The following is a 20,170-nucleotide window of genomic DNA, read 5'->3' as shown; positions in this document are numbered from 1 at the left end:
GAAATTGCAATGGGGGTTAGTTTTTGTAGGGGCCGATCATTTTTTTCGATCGGCCCGACGGCGGGGGATTGTACTGGCGGGAATCGCGGCGGGATTTGATCTAAATCAAACGACAGACATCGGCTTCCCAGCGATAGCCCATGCCGTAAACGGCGCGGATAAAGGGCTGGTCGGCGTCGAGCGACTCCAGCTTGCGGCGCAGATTTTTAATATGGCTGTCGATGGTGCGGTCGGTCACCACGCGATAATCGTCGTACAGGTGGTTTAGCAGCTGTTCGCGGGAAAATACCTTGCCCGGCTCCTGCGCCAGCGTTTTCAGCAGGCGGAACTCCGCCGGAGTGAGGTCGAGGGGTTTTTCGTCCCAGCTGGCCTGAAAGCGGTTTTCATCAACCTTCAGCAGCGAGACTGCCTGGGCTTCTTCCGGCGTGCGCTGGCAGCGTTTCAGAATGGTTTTCACCCGCGCCACCACTTCCCGCGGGCTGAAAGGCTTACAGATGTAATCATCCGCGCCAATCTCCAGCCCCAGCAGGCGATCAATCTCTTCAATTTTCGCCGTAACCATCATCACCGGCAGCTCGGAGAAGCGGCGCAGCTCGCGGCACACTGACAGACCATCCAGCCCCGGCAGCATCAGATCGAGCAGTACCAGGTCCGGCGCGTGCTGCTTAATCCAGTCGATGGCTTCATCACCGCGCATCAGATGGTGGGTGCGATAGTTGGCGGCCTGCAGATAATCCACCATCAGCTGGCCAAGTTTGGGTTCATCTTCAACGATTAAGATCAGCGGAGCAGCGTTGTCCGGAAGCATTAAAGGAGTCCATATCAGTGAGTCTTATACGGTAAGTGTACCGTAATTCTCACGCCTCCGGCATCGGAGTGGTCCGCAACAAGGGTGCCGTCATGGGCTTCGACAATGTTCTGACAGATTGCCAACCCAAGGCCAGAGCCGCCGCTGGCGCGATTACGCGACCCTTCCGCCCGGTAAAAGCGCTCAAAAATCTGAGTGCGCTGCTCATCGCTAATACCGGGTGCGCTGTCGTCAAAATGAAGGTAATTGCCGTCCGGCAGGTGTTGCAAAGTGATATGCAGCGTGCCGCCGGGGTCGGTATAGCGCAGGCTGTTCTCCATCAGATTGGTAAAGAGCTGAATCAGGCGGTCCGGGTCACCAAACTGCGGCGCGCTCGCCGGCAGATCCAGCGTCAGGGCCAGCGGATGGCGGGCAAAGCGCTGGGAGAAGTTCCCGGAGACCAGCTCCAGCAGCGACGCCAGATCGATCTGGCTTTTGCGGTAAGCCAGCGCCCCCTCGTCGGACAGCGAGAGCTGGTGCACATCGTCGACCAGCTTGGTCAGCGTCGCGACTTCACCCTGCAGTGAGACGATCGACTCCGGCGTCAGCTTGCGCACCCCGTCCTGAATCGCTTCCAGCTCGCCGCGCAGGATCGCCAGCGGCGTGCGCAGCTCGTGCGAGATATCGGCCATAAAGGCGCGGCGCATGCTTTCGTTTTTCTCCAGCGTGCTGGCAAGGCGGTTAAAGTCCTGCGCCAGCCGCCCAAGCTCATCGCGGCTGGAGGACTCTACGCGGGTGGCGAAATCCCCGGCGGCGAGGTGATGGGTACCGTCGACCAGCCGTTTTACCGGGGCCAACAGGCCGCGCGACATTAGCCAGGTTACCGCTGCGGCCAGCAGCATCGTCAGCCCGACGATCATCCAGCTGGTGCGCTTCTGCTGCTGGTCAAAGTTGATATCGGCGCTGCGCGTCAGGCGCTCGGGCGGCGAGCCAATCACCCAGCCGACCACTTTGCCACTGCTGGTGGTGATATTGCGCCGCGAACCTTCCGGCGGCACCGGCGCGCGCGGCCCCATCATCACCTGATACTGCTGGTCAATAATCCAGAACTGGGTGCGCCAGCCGTGCGGCGGCAGCTGATTACTGGCGTCGGGATTCTGCTCCAGCGAGCGCAGAATATTAAACACCAGCTTATTGTTGTTGCGCAGGAAGTCCCAGTTGCCGTGCTGTTCGTACTGGTCCGCCAGCGCATCGCTTAGCATCATCAGCCGCTGCTCGTTGCCGCGTTTAATGTAGTCGATAAAGCCGTGCTCAAAGCTGAGGCGCACCCCCCAGTGCATGGTGATCAGCACCAGCATGCAGGTGGAGAAGATCGCCGCGAACAGCTTGGCGGTGATGCCGATACGTAATTTTGCCAACATTTAACGCTTTCTCCTGCGCGCCAGCAGCGCATTAGGGCCGGTTTCCGCAGGCACGCGCCAGAACACCAGCGCGGGCAGGGCGATAACCAGCGCCATGCAGAAATAGGTATAGATAAAGGCCTGGTGCACCGTCGGGCTGTCGGTCACCGCCTGGTGGGCAAAGGTGCCGAGCAGCAGCCCGGCGATGGTCACGCCGATACTCATCGACAGCTGCATCACCATCGACAGCAGGCTGTTGCCGCTGCTGGCCAGCTCATCGGGCAGCTCTTTCAGCGTCAGGGTGTTCATCGCCGAGAAGCGGATAGCGTTGACCATGCCCTGTAAGAACAGCACCACCGGCAGCAGCAGGTTCCAGCCCAGCAGCGCCACGGTGGGGAACAGCACCACCACCAGTGCCAGCCCGAGGGTCGATCCGACCAGCACGTTGCGATAGCCGAAGCGATTGACGATCTGCACGATAATGCGCTTCATGCCCATATTGCCGAGCACCATCGGGATCATCATCAGCCCGGCGTGAAACGGGCTGTAGCCCATGCCGATCTGCAGGAAAATCGGCGTCATAAACGGCAGCATCCCACTGCCGATGCGCCCGGTCAGGCTGCCGAGCAGGCCAATTGAGTAGATGCGGTTATCGAACAGCTTCAGGCTGAACAGCGCGCGCTCGTTATTGCGCGCGTGCAGCAGATAGAACAGCAGGGCGAATACCCCGGCGAGGATCAGCAGGCACAGCAGCAGCGGGGAAATGCCTAAGCCGCGCTGGCCGTCGAGCGCCAGCGTCAGCGTGGCCATCCCTGCCGCGAGCAGAAAGAAGCCGCTAAAGTCGAAGCGCCGGGTCTGCAGCGTAAAGTTGGGAAGCAGCATCAGCGTGGCGATCGCGCCAACTATGCCGACCGGAATGTTAATCAGAAAGATCCAGTGCCAGCTGGCGTACTCGACCAGCACGCCGCCGAGCGCCGGGCCGAGCAGCGGGCCAATCTGCCCTGGCAGCGTGACAAAGGTCATCGCCGCCATATATTCCGCCCGCGGCACCAGCTTCATCACCGTCAGGCGCCCGACCGGCACCATCATCGCCCCGCCAATGCCCTGCACCACGCGCGACAGCAGCAGCTGATCAAGCGTGGCGGAGATCGCGCAGCACAGCGAGCCGATGCTGAACAGGATAATCGCGCTAAAGAAGACGTTGCGCACCCCAAAGCGGTCGGCCAGCCAGCCGCTGACAGGCAGCATCACCGCCACCGTCAGCACATAGGAGACAATCACCGAATGCATATGCAGCGGGCTGACGTTGAGGCTGGCGGCCATCGACGGCAGCGCGGTATTGACGATGGTCGTATCCAGCGCCTGCATAAAAAAGCCGAAGGCAACAATCCACAGCTGCCAGCGAACCGAAGCGGGGGAGGCGTTAGCCATCTCAGGCTCCTTCGTGTGCCGGTTGCGGCTTAGCTTTACGCCGCAGTTTATCCATATACAGATACACCACCGGGGTGGTGTACAGCGTCAGCAGCTGGCTCATGACCAGGCCACCGACGATGGTGATCCCCAGCGGCTGGCGCAGTTCGGCCCCGTCACCGCTGGTCAGTACCAGCGGCAGTGCGCCCAGCAGGGCTGCCAGCGTGGTCATCATAATCGGGCGGAAGCGCAGCAGGCTGGCCTGGAAGATCGCCTCACGCGCCGTGAGATTGCCGTTGCGCTGCGCTTCAAGCGCAAAGTCGACCATCATAATGGCGTTCTTTTTCACGATGCCGATCAGCAGCAGGATCCCGATCAGCGCAATCAGGCTGAACGGCGCGGAGAACAGCTCCAGCGCCAGCAGCGCGCCGACCCCCGCCGAGGGCAGGGTAGAGAGAATCGTCAGCGGGTGGACGTAGCTCTCATACAGGATCCCCAGCACGATATACACCGTGGCGATAGCGGCGAGGATCATCCACAGCTGGCTGCTCTGGGTCTGCTCAAACACCGCCGCCGTACCGGCAAAGCTGCCGCGCACGCTGGAAGGCACGCCCAGTGAGGTCATGCTGCGGTCGATCGCGGCGGAGGCCTCGGACAGCGATACCCCTTCCGGCAGGTTAAACGACACGGTTGAAGCCGCAGAAAGCCCCTGATGATTGACCGACAGCGGCGAGTTCTGCGGCTGCCATTTGGCGAACGACGACAGAGGAATGGACTGCCCCTCACTGTTGATCACGTACATCTGGTTAAGCGCGCTGATATCCTGGGTGTAGCGCGGGTCAACCTCCATCACCACTTTGTACTGGTTGAGCGGCTGGTAGATGGTGGAGATCTGGCGCTGGCCGAAGGCGTTATTCAGCAGGCCGTTGGCGTCCGCCACGTCAATCCCCAGCCGCGCCATGGTCTCACGGTCGTAGGTCAGCGCCATCTCCGAGCCTTTGTCCTCCTGGTCGGAGTTGACGTCGGCCAGCTCCGGCAGCGCGGCAAAGGCGCGGCGGATTTTCGGCTCCCACTCGCGCAGGTCGTCGAGGCTGTCGGACAGCAGCGTGTACTGATAGCCGGCGTTGGACTCGCGCCCGCCGACGCGCAGATCCTGCTCGGCCATCAGGTAGAGATTGGCGCCCGGCTCTTTCGCCAGCTTGCCGCGCAGGCGGGCAATCACCTGCTGGGCGGTTTCCGTGCGCGCGCTCAGCGGCTTCAGGGCGATAAACATCGAGCCGCTGTTGGTGCGTGACCCGCCGGTAAAGCCCACCACGCTGTCAACCGCCGGGTCGGCATGGACGATGCGCATAAAGTCTTCCAGCTTGCCGCGCATCGACTGGAAGGAGATGCTCTGGTCGGCCTGAATAAAGCCCATCAGCCGCCCGGTATCCTGCTCCGGCATAAAGGTTTTCGGGATCGAGACGTAGAGATACATCGTCAGGCCGATGGTGGCGAGAAACACCAGTAGCGTCCAGCGTGCATGATTCAGCACCAGATTCAGCGTGCGGCCATAGCCCTGCTGCACGGCCAGCAGCAGCTTACCAAAACCGCGAATGCGCGGCTGCTGGTGGCGCGGCTTATTGCGCAGCAGGTAGGCACACATCATCGGCGTCAGGGTAATCGACACCAGCAGCGATATGGCGATCGATACCGACAGCGTGACGGCGAACTCACGGAAGAAGCGGCCTATCAGCCCGCCGAGCATCAGCAGCGGAATAAATACCGCCACCAGAGAAATACTCATCGAGACCACGGTAAAGCCGACTTCACGCACCCCCTGCAGCGCCGCCGCCAGCGGTTTCATCCCCGCTTCGACGTGGCGCGAGATATTCTCCAGCACCACAATTGCATCATCGACGACAAAGCCGGTCGCCACGGTCAGCGCCATCAGCGACAGGTTATTGAGGCTGAAGCCGCACAGGTACATCGCGGCGAAGGTGCCGATCAGCGAGACGGGCACGGCGACTGCCGGGATCAGCGTGGCGCGCCCGGAGCGCAGGAAAGCAAACACCACCAGAATGACCAGCCCGACCGAGATCGCCAGCGACTGCTCGACCTCATGCAGCGAGGCGCGGATGGTCGGTGAACGGTCCTGCGCCACCTCCAGTTTGATCGACGCCGGAATGACTTTGCGCAGTTCGGGCAGCTGGGCGTTAATCCGGTCGACGGTATCAATGATATTGGCTTCCGGCGCTTTGCGGATCAGCGCCAGAATAGCCGGGCGGGCGTTGGACATCCCGGCGTTGCGCACGTCCTGCACCGAGTCCGAGACGGTAGCGACATCCTGCAACCGCACCGCCGCGCCATTGTTGTAATGCACGATTAGCGGCTGATACTCGGCAGCGGTTTGCAGCTCGTCATTGGTTTTGAGCCACCAGCGCTGCTGCTGATCCTCGATCGCACCCTGCGGTTTACGCACGTTGGCGTCGGCAATGGCGGTACGCACCGCGTCCAGCGACACGCCCTGATTAAACAGCGCCTGCGGATTGAGGTCGACGCGCACCGCAGGCAGCGAGCTGCCGCCAATGGTGACATCGCCTACGCCATCAATTTGCGCCAGCTTCTGCGCCAGCTGCGTTGAGGCATAGTCGTACAGCTGGCCGGGGGAGTAAGTGTCCGAGGTTAGCGTCATAATCATGATCGGCGCATCGGACGGATTCACTTTGCGATAGGTCGGGCGGCTTGGCATCCCGGTTGGCAGCAGGCTCTGGGCGGCGTTAATCGCGCCCTGCACGTCACGTGCCGCGCCGTTGATATCGCGCTCGAAGTCGAATACCAGTATCACCCGCGTGCTGCCGAGCGAGCTGGTAGAGGTCATTTCACTCACCCCGGCAATGCGTCCCAGCGCCCGTTCCAGCGGGGTGGCAACCGAGGAGGCCATGGTTTCCGGCGAGGCACCGGGCAGCGAGGCGCTGACCACAATCACCGGGAAATCGACCTGCGGCAGCGAGGCCACCGGCAGCAGGCGAAAGCCGAGCATGCCCGCCAGCAGGATCGCCACCGTCAGCAAAATGGTGGCGACCGGGCGATGAATAAACAGCGCGAAAAATTTCACTCTGCCTCCTGCTTGCTGAAGCGGCGGCGCGTGGCGAGCGCCAGACGGTCAAACAGCAGGTAGATCACCGGCGTGGTGAACAGCGTCAGTACCTGGCTGACGATCAGGCCGCCCACCATCGCGGTGCCCAGCGGGCGGCGCAGTTCGGCACCGACGCCGGTGCTCAGCATCAGCGGCAGCGCACCGAGCAGTGCCGCCAGCGTGGTCATCAGGATTGGACGGAAGCGCAGCAGACAGGCCTGATAAATCGCCTCATACGGCGTCATGCCCTGTTCACGCTCGGCCGCCAGCGCAAAGTCGATCATCATGATGGCGTTCTTCTTGACGATGCCGATCAGCAGAATAATGCCGATAATGGCAATCACGTCCAGCTCGCTGCCGCTGATCAGCAGCGCCAGCAGCGCACCCACCCCGGCGGTCGGCAGCGTCGAGAGAATGGTGACCGGGTGAATAAAGCTCTCGTACAGCACGCCGAGCACGATATACATCGCCACAACCGCCGCAACAATCAGCCACACGGTACTGGAGAGCGCCGCCTGGAAGGCGAGGGTGCTGCCCTGGAACTGGGTAATGATCTCCGTCGGCATGGCCAGATCCTGTTCCGCCTGGGTTATCGCATTCACTGCCTGCTCCAGCGAATAACCGTCGCTGACGTTAAACGAGAAGGTGGTCGACGGGAACTGATCGAGGTGGTTAATGCTCAGCGCGCCGTGGCGCTGTTCGATGCTGGCAATGGCGCTGAGCGGCACGCTGCCGCCATCGGTGCTATTCAGCCGGATGCTTTGCAGCGCAGCCAGCCCCGGCGTGGCGGCGGTGTCGTGCTCCAGCACCACGCGATACTGGCTGGCCTGGGTATAAATCGTTGAGATCAGCCGCTGCCCGAAGGCGTTATACAGCGCGTTATCGACGTCAGACAGGGAGATGCCCAACCGGCTGGCATTGTCGCGATCGACGCGGATATAGGCTTCCAGTCCCTGGTCCTGCCAGTCGCTGCTCACCTCTTTCAGCTGCGGTAATTTGTTCAGCTCGGCCTGCAGTTTCGGCACCCACAGGCTGAGCGAATCGAGCGAACCTGCCTGCAGGCTGAACTGATACTGCGTGCGGCTGGCCTGGGTATCAATCGTCAGGTCCTGCACCGGCTGCAGATAGAGGTTAATGCCCGGCAGCTTCGCCACCTCCTGCTGCAGGCGGGCGATCACCACCGGAATGCGGTCGTCACGCTGGTCAAGCGGCTTGAGGTTGATCTGCAGGCGGCCGCTGTTCAGCGCCTGGTTGGTGCCGTCCACGCCGACGAAGGAGGTCAGGCTCTGCACCGCCGGATCTTTCATAATGATCGAGGCCACTTCCTGCTGGCGCTGCGCCATATTACTGTAGGAAACCGACTGCGGCGCCTGAACGGTGCCCTGAATAATGCCGTTATCCTGCAGCGGGAAGAAGCCTTTCGGGATCGCCAGCCACAGCAGCACGGTGATTGCCATGGTGCTGAGTGCCACGCCCAGCGTCAGCCACGGATGGCTGAGCACCTTTTGCAGCATGATGCCGTAGCGCGCAATCACGCGCTCAAAGAAGGCTTCGCTGGCGCGGGAGAACCGGTTCTGTTTGCGCAGCGACTCGGCCTTCAGCATGCGCGCGCACATCATCGGCGTCAGCGTCAGCGACACCAGCGCGGAGATCAGGATAGCCACCGCCAGCGTCACCGCAAACTCGCGGAACAGGCGGCCGACGATGTCGCCCATAAACAGCAGCGGGATCAGCACGGCAATCAGCGAGAAGGTCAGCGAGATAATGGTAAAGCCGATCTCACCCGCCCCTTTCAGCGCCGCCGTCAGCGGCTTTTCGCCTTTCTCGATGTAGCGAGTGATGTTTTCGATGACCACGATAGCGTCATCGACCACAAAGCCGGTGGCGATGGTCAGCGCCATCAGCGTCAGGTTATTCACCGAAAAGCCGAGGAAGTACATCACCGCGAAGGTGCCGACCAGCGACAGCGGTACCGCCACCGCCGGGATAATGGTCGCCGCCACGTTGCGCAGGAACAGATAGATGATCATCACCACCAGCGCAATCGCCAGCAGTAGCTCAAACTGTACGTCGTGCACCGAAGCGCGAATATTGGTGGTGCGGTCGCTCAGCAGCTGCACGTTGACCGACTTTGGCAGCGATGCGGTGAGGGCAGGCAGCATCTGGCGGATATTGTCAGCGGTGGCAATAATATTGGCGCCCGGCTGGCGCTGCACGTTCAGCACAATGGCCTGCTGGCGGTTAGCCCAGGCGCCGAGCCAGCTGTTTTCCGCCCCCTGTTCAACCGATGCCACGTCGCCCAAGCGCACCGGCGCACCGTTGCTGTAGCTGACGATCAGCTGGCGGTAGCCTTCGGCGGTTTTAATCTGGTCGTTGGCGGAGAGGGTAATCGAGCGGTCAGGGCCATCCAGGCTGCCTTTGGCCGAGTTGACGTTGGCATTGCTGATAGCGGTGCGCACCGTTTCACTGGTGATACCGAGCGCCGCCAGCGCCTGCGCGTTGAGCTTCACCCGCACCGCGGGCCGCTGGCCACCGGAGAGCGTCACCAGCCCGACGCCGGACACCTGGGAAATTTTCTGCGCCACGCGGTTCTCCACCATATCCTGCACCTGGGTCATTGGCATGCTGGAGGTGGTGACGGCAAGGGTCATAATCGGCGGGTCGGCTGGGTTAACCTTGCTGTAAACCGGCGGATTGGGCAGATCGTTAGGCAGCAGGTTGGTGGCGGCATTGATCGCCGCCTGCACTTCCTGCTCGGCAACGTCGAGCGGCAGCGCCAGCTGGAACTGCAGCGTTACTACCGATGCACCGCCCGCACTCTGCGAGGCCATCTGCTTAAGCCCGGACATCTGCCCGAACTGGCGCTCCAGCGGGGCGGTAATCGCCGAGGTCACCACGTCCGGGCTGGCGCCCGGATAGAGCGTGACGACCTGAATGGTGGGGTAGTCGACTTCCGGCAGGGCCGAAACCGGCAGCGAGCGGTAGCCAATAATCCCCGCCAGCAGGATAGCGATCATCAGCAGGGTGGTGGCGACCGGGCGCAGAATAAACAGGCGGGACGGTCCGCCGCCTGGCGTTGGGGGCATCACCTGCATCAGTCGCTGGCTCCCTTGCTTGGCAGGGCGCTTTTCCCTGAGGTCAGCGGCGTGGCCTGCGCAGCCACCACCTCCACCTGCGCGCCTTCGGTCAGGCGGTCAATCCCGTCGGTGACCACTTTCTCCCCGGCTTCCAGCCCGGCCTTAACCACGACTTTTTCACTGTCCTGGAAGCCTACGCTGACAATTTTCTTGCTGACTTTACTGTCGCTGTTGACCACCCAGACGAAGCTGCCTTCGTTGCCCATCTGCAGCGCGGCGGTCGGGATAACAATCGCATCCTGCAGCGTGCTGACCTTCAGACGCGCATTAACAAACTGATTGGGGAACAGCCGATCGTCTTCATTGGTAAAGCGCGCCTTCAGCTTGACGGTGCCGGTAGTGGTATCAATCTGATTGTCCATGCTCAGCAGCTGGCCGGTGGTGAGCAGGTTTTTGTTGTTGCGATCCCAGGCTTCGACCGGCACCGCGCCGCTTTTCTGCGCGCTGAGAATGCTGGAAATATCGTTTTCCGGCAGGCTGAACACCAGGTCAATCGGGTGCGTCTGGGTGATCACGACAATACCGTTGGTATCGCCACTGGTGATGTAATTGCCGATATCGACCTGTTTCAGCCCGACGCGGCCGGAGATGGGCGCGGTGACGCGGCTGTAGCTCAGGTTGAGCTGGGCGCTGGCCACGCTGCCTTCGTCGGCTTTAAGGGTGCCGAGGGTTTCACTGACCAGCGAGCGCTGCGTATCCAGCTCCTGTTTTGACACCAGGCTGGTTTTCGCCAGCTTTTCATAGCGCGCCAGGTCGCGGCGGGCGTTGGCTAATGTCGCCTGATCCTTCGCCAGCTGTCCCTGAGCCTGCATCAGCGCGACCTGGTACGGGCGCGGATCGATTTCGGCCAGCAGCTCACCGGCTTTGACTTCCTGCCCTTCGGTGAAGTGAATCGCCATTAAATCGCCGTCCACCCGGCTACGCAGCGTCACGGTATTGGCCGCGGTGACGGTCCCTAATCCGGAAAGGTACTGCGGCACGCTCTGACGTACCGCCTCTGACGCCTGCACGGGAGCCATCGCTGCACCCGCGCCGCCGTGTCGCCCACCTTTGCCACGCGGTTGCTGAGTGCCGGCTTTTGGCTCAGCAGTGGATGAGGCGCTGTGGCTGTGCCACCAGTAAGCGCCACCACCGATCAGGGCAACGAGGATAATCAGGGGAATTAGCGGAACGCGGCGCTGCGATTTCATGGTTTTTTTGCTCTCCGGTAGCAGGGCCTGAAGCCCAGGCGGGACAAAACAGTATCCCGAATATAGTCACAATAGCGGATTTCAAGCGCTGAAAAATGAAGGAAATAAGGATAACGGGTTAGTTTTGTTCTGTCCCGCGTTCATCGGGCCGAATACGCAAATCTTTTGCCACAAATTAGCGCAGCGCGAAAAGCTTAGTTTGCTAAGCTTACAGGCTGTTGCATCCTTCATATCAGGAGAATGATCATGAGTAATTTAGAACATCGCCAGCTGGGCCGCAGCAAGCTTCAGGTTCCGGTGCTGACGTTTGGTGGCAACGTATTTGGCTGGACCGTCGACGAAAAGACCTCGTTTTCGCTGCTCGACGCGCTGGTGGAAAAGGGACTCAATTTTATTGATACCGCCGATGTCTATTCACGCTGGGCGCCGGGCAACAAGGGCGGCGAGTCAGAGGTGATTATTGGTAACTGGCTGAAGCAGAGCGGCAAGCGCGACAAAATTATTCTCGCCACCAAGGTTGGCATGGACCTCGGTGATGGCAAAACCGGCCTCGCGCCGCACTATATTCGTCAGGCGGTTGAGGCATCGCTCAAGCGCCTGCAAACCGACTATATCGACCTCTATCAGGCGCACCGTGACGATGCCGATACGCCGTTGCAGGAGACGCTGGCGGCGTTTGATGCGTTGATTAAAGAGGGCAAGGTGCGGGTGATTGGTGCCTCTAACTACTCCGATGAACGTCTTGAGGAGGCGCTGAAAGTCAGCAGCGACAATGGCCTGGCGCGCTACGAAACTCTGCAGCCGGAATATAACCTTTACGACCGTGAAGGCTATGAGAGCGGGCTGGAGAAAGTCGCGAAAGATCACGGGCTGGGGGTGATTAACTACTACTCGCTGGCCAGCGGTTTCCTCAGCGGGAAATACCTGAGTAAAGAGGACGCCGCGAAAAGCGCGCGCGGGCAGGGCGTGGTCGAGAAGTATCTTAACGATCGCGGGCTGAAGATTGTCAAAGCACTGGTAGAGGTGGCGGAGAAACATCGCGCTACGCCGACGCAGGTGGCACTGGCATGGCAGATTGCCCGCCCGAGCATCACCGCCCCGATCGTCAGCGCAACATCCCTGGCACAGGTTGAAGAGCTAAGCAAAGCGGCGGTGCTGAAGCTGAAGGATGACGATTTGCGCCTGCTGTCGGAAGTGAGCAGCTATTGATGTGTGGGTCCTACCGTAGTGGCTGACCCTCTTTTCCGGTCAGCCCGTCCGTGCAGCGTAAACCCAATAAATCAACGGTACGAGGGATTCGTAGTGGCTGACCCTCTTTTCCGGTCAGCCAGCCCGCCCGCACCGCACGAGTGAAAGGGCCGATCGAAAAAGATGATCGGCCCCTACAGGTGGGCCAGCACGCCCGCAACCAAATCAGCGGAACATCACCTGCGCCCAGCGTGCCAGCCCGGCGGTGACCGAGCCGAAATCATCGCCGCTGGCCAGCGGGATATCCGGCAATTGCTGTTGCAGTGCGGCACGCAGTACCGGGGATTTGGCGCTGCCGCCGGTGAGATAAATGACGTCAGGACGGGTGCCGCTGGTATTTAACGCCAGCGTCACCTGCTCCTGGATCCGCTCTAACGGCTGGCTGATAGCCGTCTCTAATCCCGCCACGCTAATCCCGGTTTCCAGCCCGCTCTCGATAAAGTCCAGCGCGGTCAGCACCTCGCTCTGCTGCGACAGGGCAATTTTGCTCTCTTCCGCCGCGCGCACCAGGCGATAGCCTAGATGCTGTTGCCACACTTTCAGCAGACGCTGCACCTTTTGCGGCTCGGCCGCGTCGCGGATCAGGTCCTGCAGCAGCTTGCGCGAAGCTGCGGCGTAAAAATCACTCTGCGCCGGAACGTCGTTAATCGCCACGGCATTCCACCACGGCAGCGCGGGCAGGCCGGTGCCCTTCACGGTTTCCCCACCAAGGCCCAGCAGCGGCATCAGCTCTTTAAACGCCAGCATAATGTCGAGATCGTTTCCGCCAACGCGGCAGCCGCTGTGGCCCAGCAGGCTCTGCTTACGGTCGGCTTTATCATGCCACTGCGGCCCCATCAGCAGCATCGAGCAGTCGGTGGTTCCCCCGCCGATATCCACCACCAGCACGCGCGTCTCTTTGCTCAGCGTGGCTTCAAAATCCAGCCCGGCAGCGACCGGTTCAAACTGGAATACCACATCGCTAAACCCGGCGCGGCTGGCAGCGCGTGCCAGAATACCTTCAGCCTGCTGGTTGGCATCATCGCCGCCCAACCCCTGGAAGTTGACCGGGCGGCCAATCACGGCCTGCGTCACGCTGTCATTCAGCGCGCTTTGCGCAGAGAGGCGAATTTGCAGCATCATCGCGCACACCAGGTCCTCAAAGAAGGCCACCTGCTGAGGTTTCAGGCCGCTGGCACCGAGGAAGGATTTTGGTGATTTAACAAACCACACCTCCTCCGGGTCATCCATATATTGCGCCAGCGACGCCAGCCCGAATTTCACGCTGCCCGGCAGCACTTCAATATCTTCCTCACGGTTAAAGGCGAGGGCACGGCGCAGCAGCGCCTGGTTTTCCGCCTGCGGAGTCGGCACCTGGTGGTGACGGAACAGCCATTCACTGACGGCATCGCGGGTCGGCGCACACAGCATTGAAGGTAAATAAGGCGAGCCCTGCTCTAACGGCAGCAGCTTTGGTGCGCCGTTTTCCATGATGGCAACCGAGCAGTTTGCCGTACCGTAGTCGAAACCGATAAACATCGTTTCCTCCGCTGAGTGTGAAAAAAGGGGGCGACTTTAGCCTGTGTGCGGGGGCGGCGCAAGCGGCAAATCCCGCTTTGAATATCGCGGCTTTCAAATATCAACCGCCTGCATATAGAATCGGCAGCGCTGAACGGAATCGTTCTTTATTATTTTGCAGGGGGCATATTGTGCACTTAACGCTGTCAGTGGCGCTGCTGTTGCTGATTATCATGCTGGGGCCGCTGTTGCTGGCTATCGGCGCACTGGTTCTGGCCGTCAAATGGCAGCAGCCTGCGTCGCGGCGGCTCCTTCTCTTGCTGCTCTTGCCGCAGTGCCTGATTGCCGCGGTGATGCTGTGGCAGGGCCTGAATGCTGTCGGGCTGGCGCTGCCGATGATGGCCTGGCTGGTGCTGTTCTGCGCGCTGCTGACGTTGCTGTTTGGCCGCTGGCGACCGCAGGCGTGGCTCCAGGCTCTGGTGAGCGGCTGGGCGCTGTTTATCCTGCTGGCGGCGGCATTCTGGTTCTACCCACAGCATCAGAGCGCCATGGAATGGGCGCGCCATCAGCAGCAGGTGCAGCATAATCTGGGTCTGCTGCAGCGGCAGGCATGGGCAGATCTCGACCGCCTGCCGAGCGGGCAACAGCGCGAGCTGTTTTTCCGTGCAGTCGAGCAGGATTATCCGGTTGAGAGCTACCACTACTTTATTCGTCAGGGGATCTCCCCCCTCGATCGGCAGGAGTTTGGCTTTACGCCGTTCAGTAATGCGATTGAACACCATAATCCGGTCGCCCTTGATCTGTTCTTAAGATTGATGACTCCGGCGCAGATTCAGGCGCTCACCTTCGATCACGATCCGCTGCGCGACCTGCGCCTCGAACCGCCTTATCACGATGCCGAAAGGAAAAAGTTTTACCGCAGCATGGCGCTGTTACTGAAGGCACGTCCGGACTGGATCCATCCGCGCAGTGGCTCTTCGCCATCTTATTTCACCACCGCCATCTTTAACGGCTACACCGAAAGTGCCAACTTTTTACTGGCGTGGCTGCCCGCCCCGCAGGGGGTCTGGCAGCTGGCGCTGCTGGCGTTAAATGGTCAAACGCAGCCGCTGATGAATGCGCTGCACCAGCAGCCGGCGCAGCTCGAAGAAACCTTGACGGAGGGTGCGGGGCGCCGTCTGAGTTTGATGGAGTGGCTGATTAAATACGCCGCTCAACCCACCCGTCAGGCCGTACTGGAGAGCAACCTGATAGCGTGGGATCGCTTTCAGCGCGCGTCAGCTGACGGGAAAGTAGAGAATACGCTGGTGAATGAGGCGCGCGGGAACTGGCGTTTTCGCGATGAAAACCCCACGGTGCTGCAGCAGGTGCTGGTCAGCGCGGTGCGCCAGCGTGCCACGCTGCCAGCAGCGCAGCTGGCAGATATTTTACGCTACGACGAGCAGGGGGTAACGCTGGCGATGCTGATCGAGGCGGGGTTGCCGTGCTCCCGACTGCTCTCCGTCAGCGCGCTGCTGAAAGAGGATGACAATGATATTCGCGCTCGTCAGCGGATTGCGCAGCGGTGTTCTGCCCCTACTTAATCGCAAAATAGCTGTTCACCAGCAGCGCAGATAATGGCTGGCGTGCGGCGATGGTATCGCCCCATACGGCATCAATCCCGATCGATGACAGAGTATTCAGCGCGGCGGGCAGGTCGACCGGTCCGGCCAGCGTCAGGATCCCCTGGCGCTGGGCGTGACCGTGAATAATTGACACCATCATTTCGTCCATCAGATTACAGTGGACGTTACTGACCAGTTCCGGAGCGAGGATCAGGTAATCAATCTCATCAGCGGGCAGCTGATTGAAGGCATCAAGATTGCGGCCAAAATCGCGCAGCACGATGCGGCAGCCGGCAGCGCGCAGGCGGCCGATATTAGCATGCAGGCGCTCGTCCGGCTGGCTGAGCACATCGGCATTGATGGTGAACCACAGCAGATGATCCGGAACGTTATAGCGCCCTATCATCGCCAGCGCGTCACTGATAAAGGCATCCTCACGCAGCCCGAAGCCGGAAAGCGGCAGGGCCAGCGTCAGCGACTTGCCGATCACTCCCTGCGCATAGTGCTGGAAAAACTCACTCATCAGCTTGCGGTCGAGCGCGACGAACAGCTCACCATCCTGTAAGCCAGCGCGGAAGCTGGCCTCATCAATCTCATAACCTTCCGGGGTAAACAGCTGCATCTCCGCCAGCCAGAAGCTGACCGCATGAATTTTGCGCGGCGGCGCGGCGGCGCGGATCTGCAGGCGCATCGGCTGCTGGGTGATAATCTGCTCATTTTCAATGCGGCTCATCACTGGCTTCAGGCGCTGGTGCAGGTGATTTTCATACACCGATAGCTGACCCCGGCCGTTATGCTTAGCGTTATAGCAGGCGAGGTCGGCCTGGGCCATCAGCTCGCTGGCGCTGGCATTCTCCCGGGTAATCACGGTTAACCCGGCGCTGGCCCCGACGCGGTGCAGGCGGCCCTCCCAAAGAAAGCGATGCTGGTTAACGGCATCAACGATGCGGCCGACCGCCTCACTGGCTTTCTCCATGCTGCACTCCGCCAGCAGCACGCCGAATTCGTCGCCGCCGAGGCGGGCAAGGAAATCCGTGCCGCGCAGGTGATGCTGCATCACCCCGGAGATTTCGCGCAGCAGCGCATCGCCCGCCGCGTGGCCTGCGGTGTCATTTACCGCCTTAAAGCGGTCGAGGTCGATAAACACCAGCGCATGCTGCACCTGATGCTCGCTGGCGCTGGCGATCAGGCGTTTTAGCTGACGCTCGAAGCTGACCCGGTTCGGCAGGCGCGTCAGCATATCGTGCGAGGCGCTGTAGCTCAGGCGCTTCATCATCTCCCGCGACTCGCTGACGTCCTGAATGACCATCACGCTGCCGATTTGCTCGCCTTCCAGCGTGCTCAACGGCGACAGGCTGTAGTGAACGGCATACTGTTCGCCGGCGCGGTTGTGCAGCACCAGCCCAGCGTCAAAGTCGCCCGGTGTTTTTTCCTGCGGCACATCGCACTGCAGCAGATTTTCTATCCGGGGGCCGTGGCTGCCGTAGGTGATGCGCAGAATGTCGCTTAGCGGCCTGCCGGAAGCCTGATGCTGCAGCCAGCCGCTCATCTTCTCGGCCACCGGGTTCATAAAGATCACCCGCATCTCGTCATCGGTGCTGATCACCGCTTCGCCGATGGCGTCGAGCGTGATGTGCATCCGCTCTTTTTCCTGATACAGCGCGTCGGTCAGCAGGCGCATAGCGGTGACATCCTGGTTAATACCCAGCATGCGTTCGACATTGCCTTTCTCATCCAGCACGATGCTGCCCTGGCTGCGGATGTAGCGGATGCCGGTGGCGGTTTCAATACGGAACTCAACGTCCGCCGGGGTGCCGTCTCTGGCAGCATTATCGAAGGTTTTAATCGCCATCTCCCGGTCGGCGGGGTGCAGGCTGTTTACCCATGTCAGGTAACTGGCCTGCATCGCACTGGGCAACTGATAGATCTGGAACATGCGCTTATCCCAGCTCATGGTGCCGCTATTAAAATCCCACTCCCAGACGCCAATCCCGCCCGCCTCATTCGCCAGCGTGATGCGTTCCATCAGGCGCTGGTTGACCTTTTCGGTCTGCTTCAGGCCGGTGATATCTTCGATCTGTGCGATGAGATACAGCGGAGTGTGCTCGCTGTCGCGCACCAGCGACACCGCCAGCAGCGTCCAGACAATCTCGCCGTCCTTGCGCAGATAGCGTTTTTCCATGCTGTAGTTGTCGATCTCTGCCGTCAGCAGCGCCTGCAGCTGCGTCAGGTCGGCGTTGAGGTCGTCCGGATGGGTCAGCTGCTGGAAGTTAAGCGACAGTAGCTCCTTCGGGGTGTACCCCAGCAGTTTGCACAGGGATTTATTGACCTGTAACCACTGGCCGGAGGGGGAAACCAGCGCCATGCCGATAGCGGAAAACTCCATGGCATGCCGGAAACGCGTTTCGCTCTCCGAGATATGTTTGCGCTCTTCGCGGAAGGAGTGCATCACCAGCGTCATCATATGGCTGGGGATCAGCGCCAGCAGGAAGGGGACCCAGGGCATCGAGAGCAGCTGGCGCGCGGTGGTGTCGATGGGGATCAGCTGGAACACCAGCATCAGCGACATCATCGATACGGTGGCGAGATAGACCACAAAAGCTTCAAGGCGCGGCAGGCGCACCGCGCTGTAGAACAGGATCACAATCACGAAGGTAAATGGCCAGGGCGCATAGCGCAGCGTGACCCAACACAGCGCCAGCGTGGCGGTCAGCGTCAGCAGGGCTTCAAACAGCACGTTCTGGCGCAGGTGGCGGCGCACATAATCGCGCTGCCACAGCAGGCAGACCGGTCCGATTGCCAGCATGCCGACCACTTCAGACATCACCCAGGTCGTAAAGAAGCGCAGCGAGGCATGGCCATGAATATCCAGCAGCCAGCTGGCCAGCAGCCCGCCGACCAGCGGGGTGAAAATCCCCACGGCCACCAACATTTTACTCCAGCTTAATAACGAGCTAAGTGGGGCATGGCGATCGAGCAGCAGGCGCAGCAGAGCGCCGCCAAGCAGCGCCTGGATCAGGTTGATCAGCGGGAAGAGAAGGTTAGACAGAGCCGGGCCAATCACCAGCGCATTGGCACAGGCAACACCCAGCACGCAGCCGAGTAACAGCAGCGGCAGCGTGCGGCGTGGGTTGCGGAACACCACGATGGTCATCAGGGCAGTAGAGAACCAGAGCGGCGAGATCTGCCCGCTGACCTTAATCAGTTCCAGGCAGTAAAACGTGACGACAAAACTCAATACCCCCAGCAGCCCGGCGTTAAGCCAGGGTTGGGGAGAGGTCTCGGGGCGGGGCAAAGTTTCTGTCGTCATCACACATCCAGCACGGCGCCGATATAGGCGTAATCTTAATAACTTTTGCCATGCTAGCATAAGAAATAAGCGATGCAGCGCGCGAAATACAAAGATGCCTGTATTCGGACGATTGACAGGCGATTGTGGCCGCGCGGGGCGGCCAGAGAATCCTGTTACTGGCGAAGCTTCAGCAGCTCTTCGCGCGTCCAGGCATGGTCGATACCGGCTATCTGCACCGACAGACGCTGTAAAAATTGCTGAGTGGTGGCGATGCGCCCATGACCAATCAGCAACAGCGGCAGCAGCAGGGCAATGCACAGCTGGACGGGGGAGAATCCGTGCGGGCGGATGCGGCGCTGGCTGACGAGGAAGGCGGTGCTGAGGGTGAAACCGAGGATCAGACCGCAGATGACTTCGCTGGTGGAGTGGTAATTAAGCACCAGGCGTGAAATCCCCACCATCAGCGGGATCAGATAGCCGACAACCAGCGCCAGCCCGCGCCAGACGTTGCTAAGACGGCCGCTCAGCAGCCACAGCATCACCGGCCACAGGGTGGCAGACATCGCGCTGTGGCCGCTGAATCCGGTAAAATTAAAGCGTGCGCTGCCGATGCCAAACCCGAGAAAGGCAATTTTAGACAGACTAACCACTGCACCCGCCGCGCAAAACGCCAGCACCCAGTACCACGCGGTGCGCTTATCGTCACTTTTCCAGTGCAGCAGCAGCGCCATAATGATGGCGGTCGGGATCAGCAACATGCTGTCGCCAAAGTAAGTCAGGAGATGAATGAGATGCCAGGACACGCTGTTTCCTTTTGCTGTTTTTCTGCTGTCCAGTTTAACGGTGAAAGCATTTGTCGCCTAACGGGAAAGTCCGAAAACAGCAAGGGCGCTTTTCTCTGGCATCAGAGCGGCTAACTCCCTATAATTGCGGCGTTCCATCCAGGTGTATTCATACTTTTTAATATCGTCTCAAAATCAGGTCTTTAATATATGACTGACAAGTCACACCAGTGCGTCATCGTAGGTATCGCGGGCGCATCTGCCTCGGGAAAAAGTCTTATTGCCAGTACGCTGTATCGTGAAGTGCGCGATCGGGTAGGTGATGAAAACATCGGCGTTATCCCAGAGGATGCCTATTACAAAGACCAAAGCCATTTAACCATGGAAGAGCGGGTCAAAACCAACTACGACCACCCGAGCGCCATGGATCACAGCCTCCTGCTGCAACATCTGCAGATGCTGAAAGCAGGGCAGCAGATTGAACTGCCGGTCTACAGCTACGTTGAGCATACCCGCACCTCGCAAACGATTATTCTCAAACCGAAGAAAGTGATTATTCTTGAAGGCATTCTGCTGCTGACCGATGCGCGCCTGCGCCAGGAGATGAACTTCTCCATCTTCGTCGACACGCCGCTGGATATCTGCCTGATGCGCCGTATGAAGCGTGATGTTAACGAACGCGGCCGCTCCATGGATTCGGTCATG

12 protein-coding genes are annotated in these 20,170 nt (G+C 60.3%); 3 read left to right on the top strand and 9 right to left on the bottom strand.

Features of this window, described 5'->3' with window-relative positions:
* Positions 1-100: 100 nt before the first annotated feature.
* The 6 genes from baeR to J2Y91_RS00035 are packed head-to-tail and all read right to left on the bottom strand — an operon-like array spanning position 101 to position 11,042.
* Positions 101-808 (bottom strand): envelope stress response regulator BaeR, encoded by a 708-nt coding sequence (gene baeR / locus J2Y91_RS00060; RefSeq protein WP_048915558.1) that lies wholly within the window; start codon positions 806-808, stop codon positions 101-103.
* A gap of 14 nt (positions 809-822) precedes the next feature.
* On the bottom strand, positions 823-2,208 hold the full coding sequence (gene baeS, locus J2Y91_RS00055; RefSeq protein ID WP_133623281.1) for an envelope stress sensor histidine kinase BaeS: 1,386 nt from the start codon (positions 2,206-2,208) through the stop codon (positions 823-825).
* Positions 2,209-3,618, bottom strand: a complete 1,410-nt coding sequence (locus J2Y91_RS00050) for an MFS transporter (RefSeq protein WP_133623282.1) — start codon at positions 3,616-3,618, stop codon at positions 2,209-2,211.
* A gap of 1 nt (position 3,619) precedes the next feature.
* Positions 3,620-6,694 (bottom strand): multidrug efflux RND transporter permease subunit MdtC, encoded by a 3,075-nt coding sequence (gene mdtC / locus J2Y91_RS00045; protein ID WP_133623283.1) that lies wholly within the window; start codon positions 6,692-6,694, stop codon positions 3,620-3,622.
* Positions 6,691-9,810 (bottom strand): MdtB/MuxB family multidrug efflux RND transporter permease subunit, encoded by a 3,120-nt coding sequence (locus tag J2Y91_RS00040; protein ID WP_133623284.1) that lies wholly within the window; start codon positions 9,808-9,810, stop codon positions 6,691-6,693. The genes mdtC and J2Y91_RS00040 overlap by 4 nt, the downstream gene beginning before the upstream one ends.
* Entirely contained in the window at positions 9,810-11,042 is a 1,233-nt protein-coding gene (locus tag J2Y91_RS00035) for an MdtA/MuxA family multidrug efflux RND transporter periplasmic adaptor subunit (protein ID WP_048915563.1), read from the bottom strand. Before J2Y91_RS00035 ends, J2Y91_RS00040 begins: the two co-directional genes overlap by 1 nt.
* A 246-nt stretch (positions 11,043-11,288) precedes the next feature.
* On the opposite strand from J2Y91_RS00035, the gene J2Y91_RS00030 reads away from it, so the two are divergent.
* Positions 11,289-12,251, top strand: coding sequence for an aldo/keto reductase (locus J2Y91_RS00030; RefSeq protein ID WP_099755259.1), 963 nt, complete (start codon positions 11,289-11,291; stop codon positions 12,249-12,251).
* A gap of 204 nt (positions 12,252-12,455) precedes the next feature.
* Here J2Y91_RS00030 and yegD read toward each other — a convergent pair whose 3' ends face one another.
* The gene (yegD, locus tag J2Y91_RS00025; protein ID WP_133623285.1) at positions 12,456-13,808 is read right to left on the bottom strand and encodes a molecular chaperone; all 1,353 of its coding nucleotides are present in this window, start codon (positions 13,806-13,808) and stop codon (positions 12,456-12,458) included.
* A 170-nt stretch (positions 13,809-13,978) separates the two neighbouring features.
* Between yegD and J2Y91_RS00020 the strand changes: the two genes are divergently transcribed.
* Positions 13,979-15,370 (top strand): hypothetical protein, encoded by a 1,392-nt coding sequence (locus J2Y91_RS00020; RefSeq protein WP_133623286.1) that lies wholly within the window; start codon positions 13,979-13,981, stop codon positions 15,368-15,370.
* Here J2Y91_RS00020 and J2Y91_RS00015 read toward each other — a convergent pair.
* Both J2Y91_RS00015 and J2Y91_RS00010 read right to left on the bottom strand, forming a co-directional pair.
* Positions 15,363-18,701 carry a diguanylate cyclase gene (locus J2Y91_RS00015; RefSeq protein WP_253536745.1) on the bottom strand — a complete coding sequence of 1,113 codons (3,339 nt, stop codon included), beginning with the start codon at positions 18,699-18,701 and terminating at the stop codon, positions 15,363-15,365. The two genes, J2Y91_RS00020 and J2Y91_RS00015, sit on opposite strands and share 8 nt — an antisense overlap.
* 155 nt (positions 18,702-18,856) lie before the next feature.
* Positions 18,857-19,486, bottom strand: a complete 630-nt coding sequence (locus J2Y91_RS00010; protein ID WP_253536743.1) for a phosphatase PAP2 family protein — start codon at positions 19,484-19,486, stop codon at positions 18,857-18,859.
* A 189-nt stretch (positions 19,487-19,675) separates the two neighbouring features.
* Here J2Y91_RS00010 and udk point away from each other — a divergent pair.
* Positions 19,676-20,170: uridine kinase (udk, locus tag J2Y91_RS00005; RefSeq protein WP_253536741.1), on the top strand; the 495-nt coding region annotated here is incomplete at its 3' end.

It is taken from the genome of Erwinia aphidicola (assembly GCF_024169515.1).
GTDB lineage: Bacteria > Pseudomonadota > Gammaproteobacteria > Enterobacterales > Enterobacteriaceae > Erwinia > Erwinia aphidicola.
This window is presented reverse-complemented; position numbering and strand designations above follow the sequence as displayed.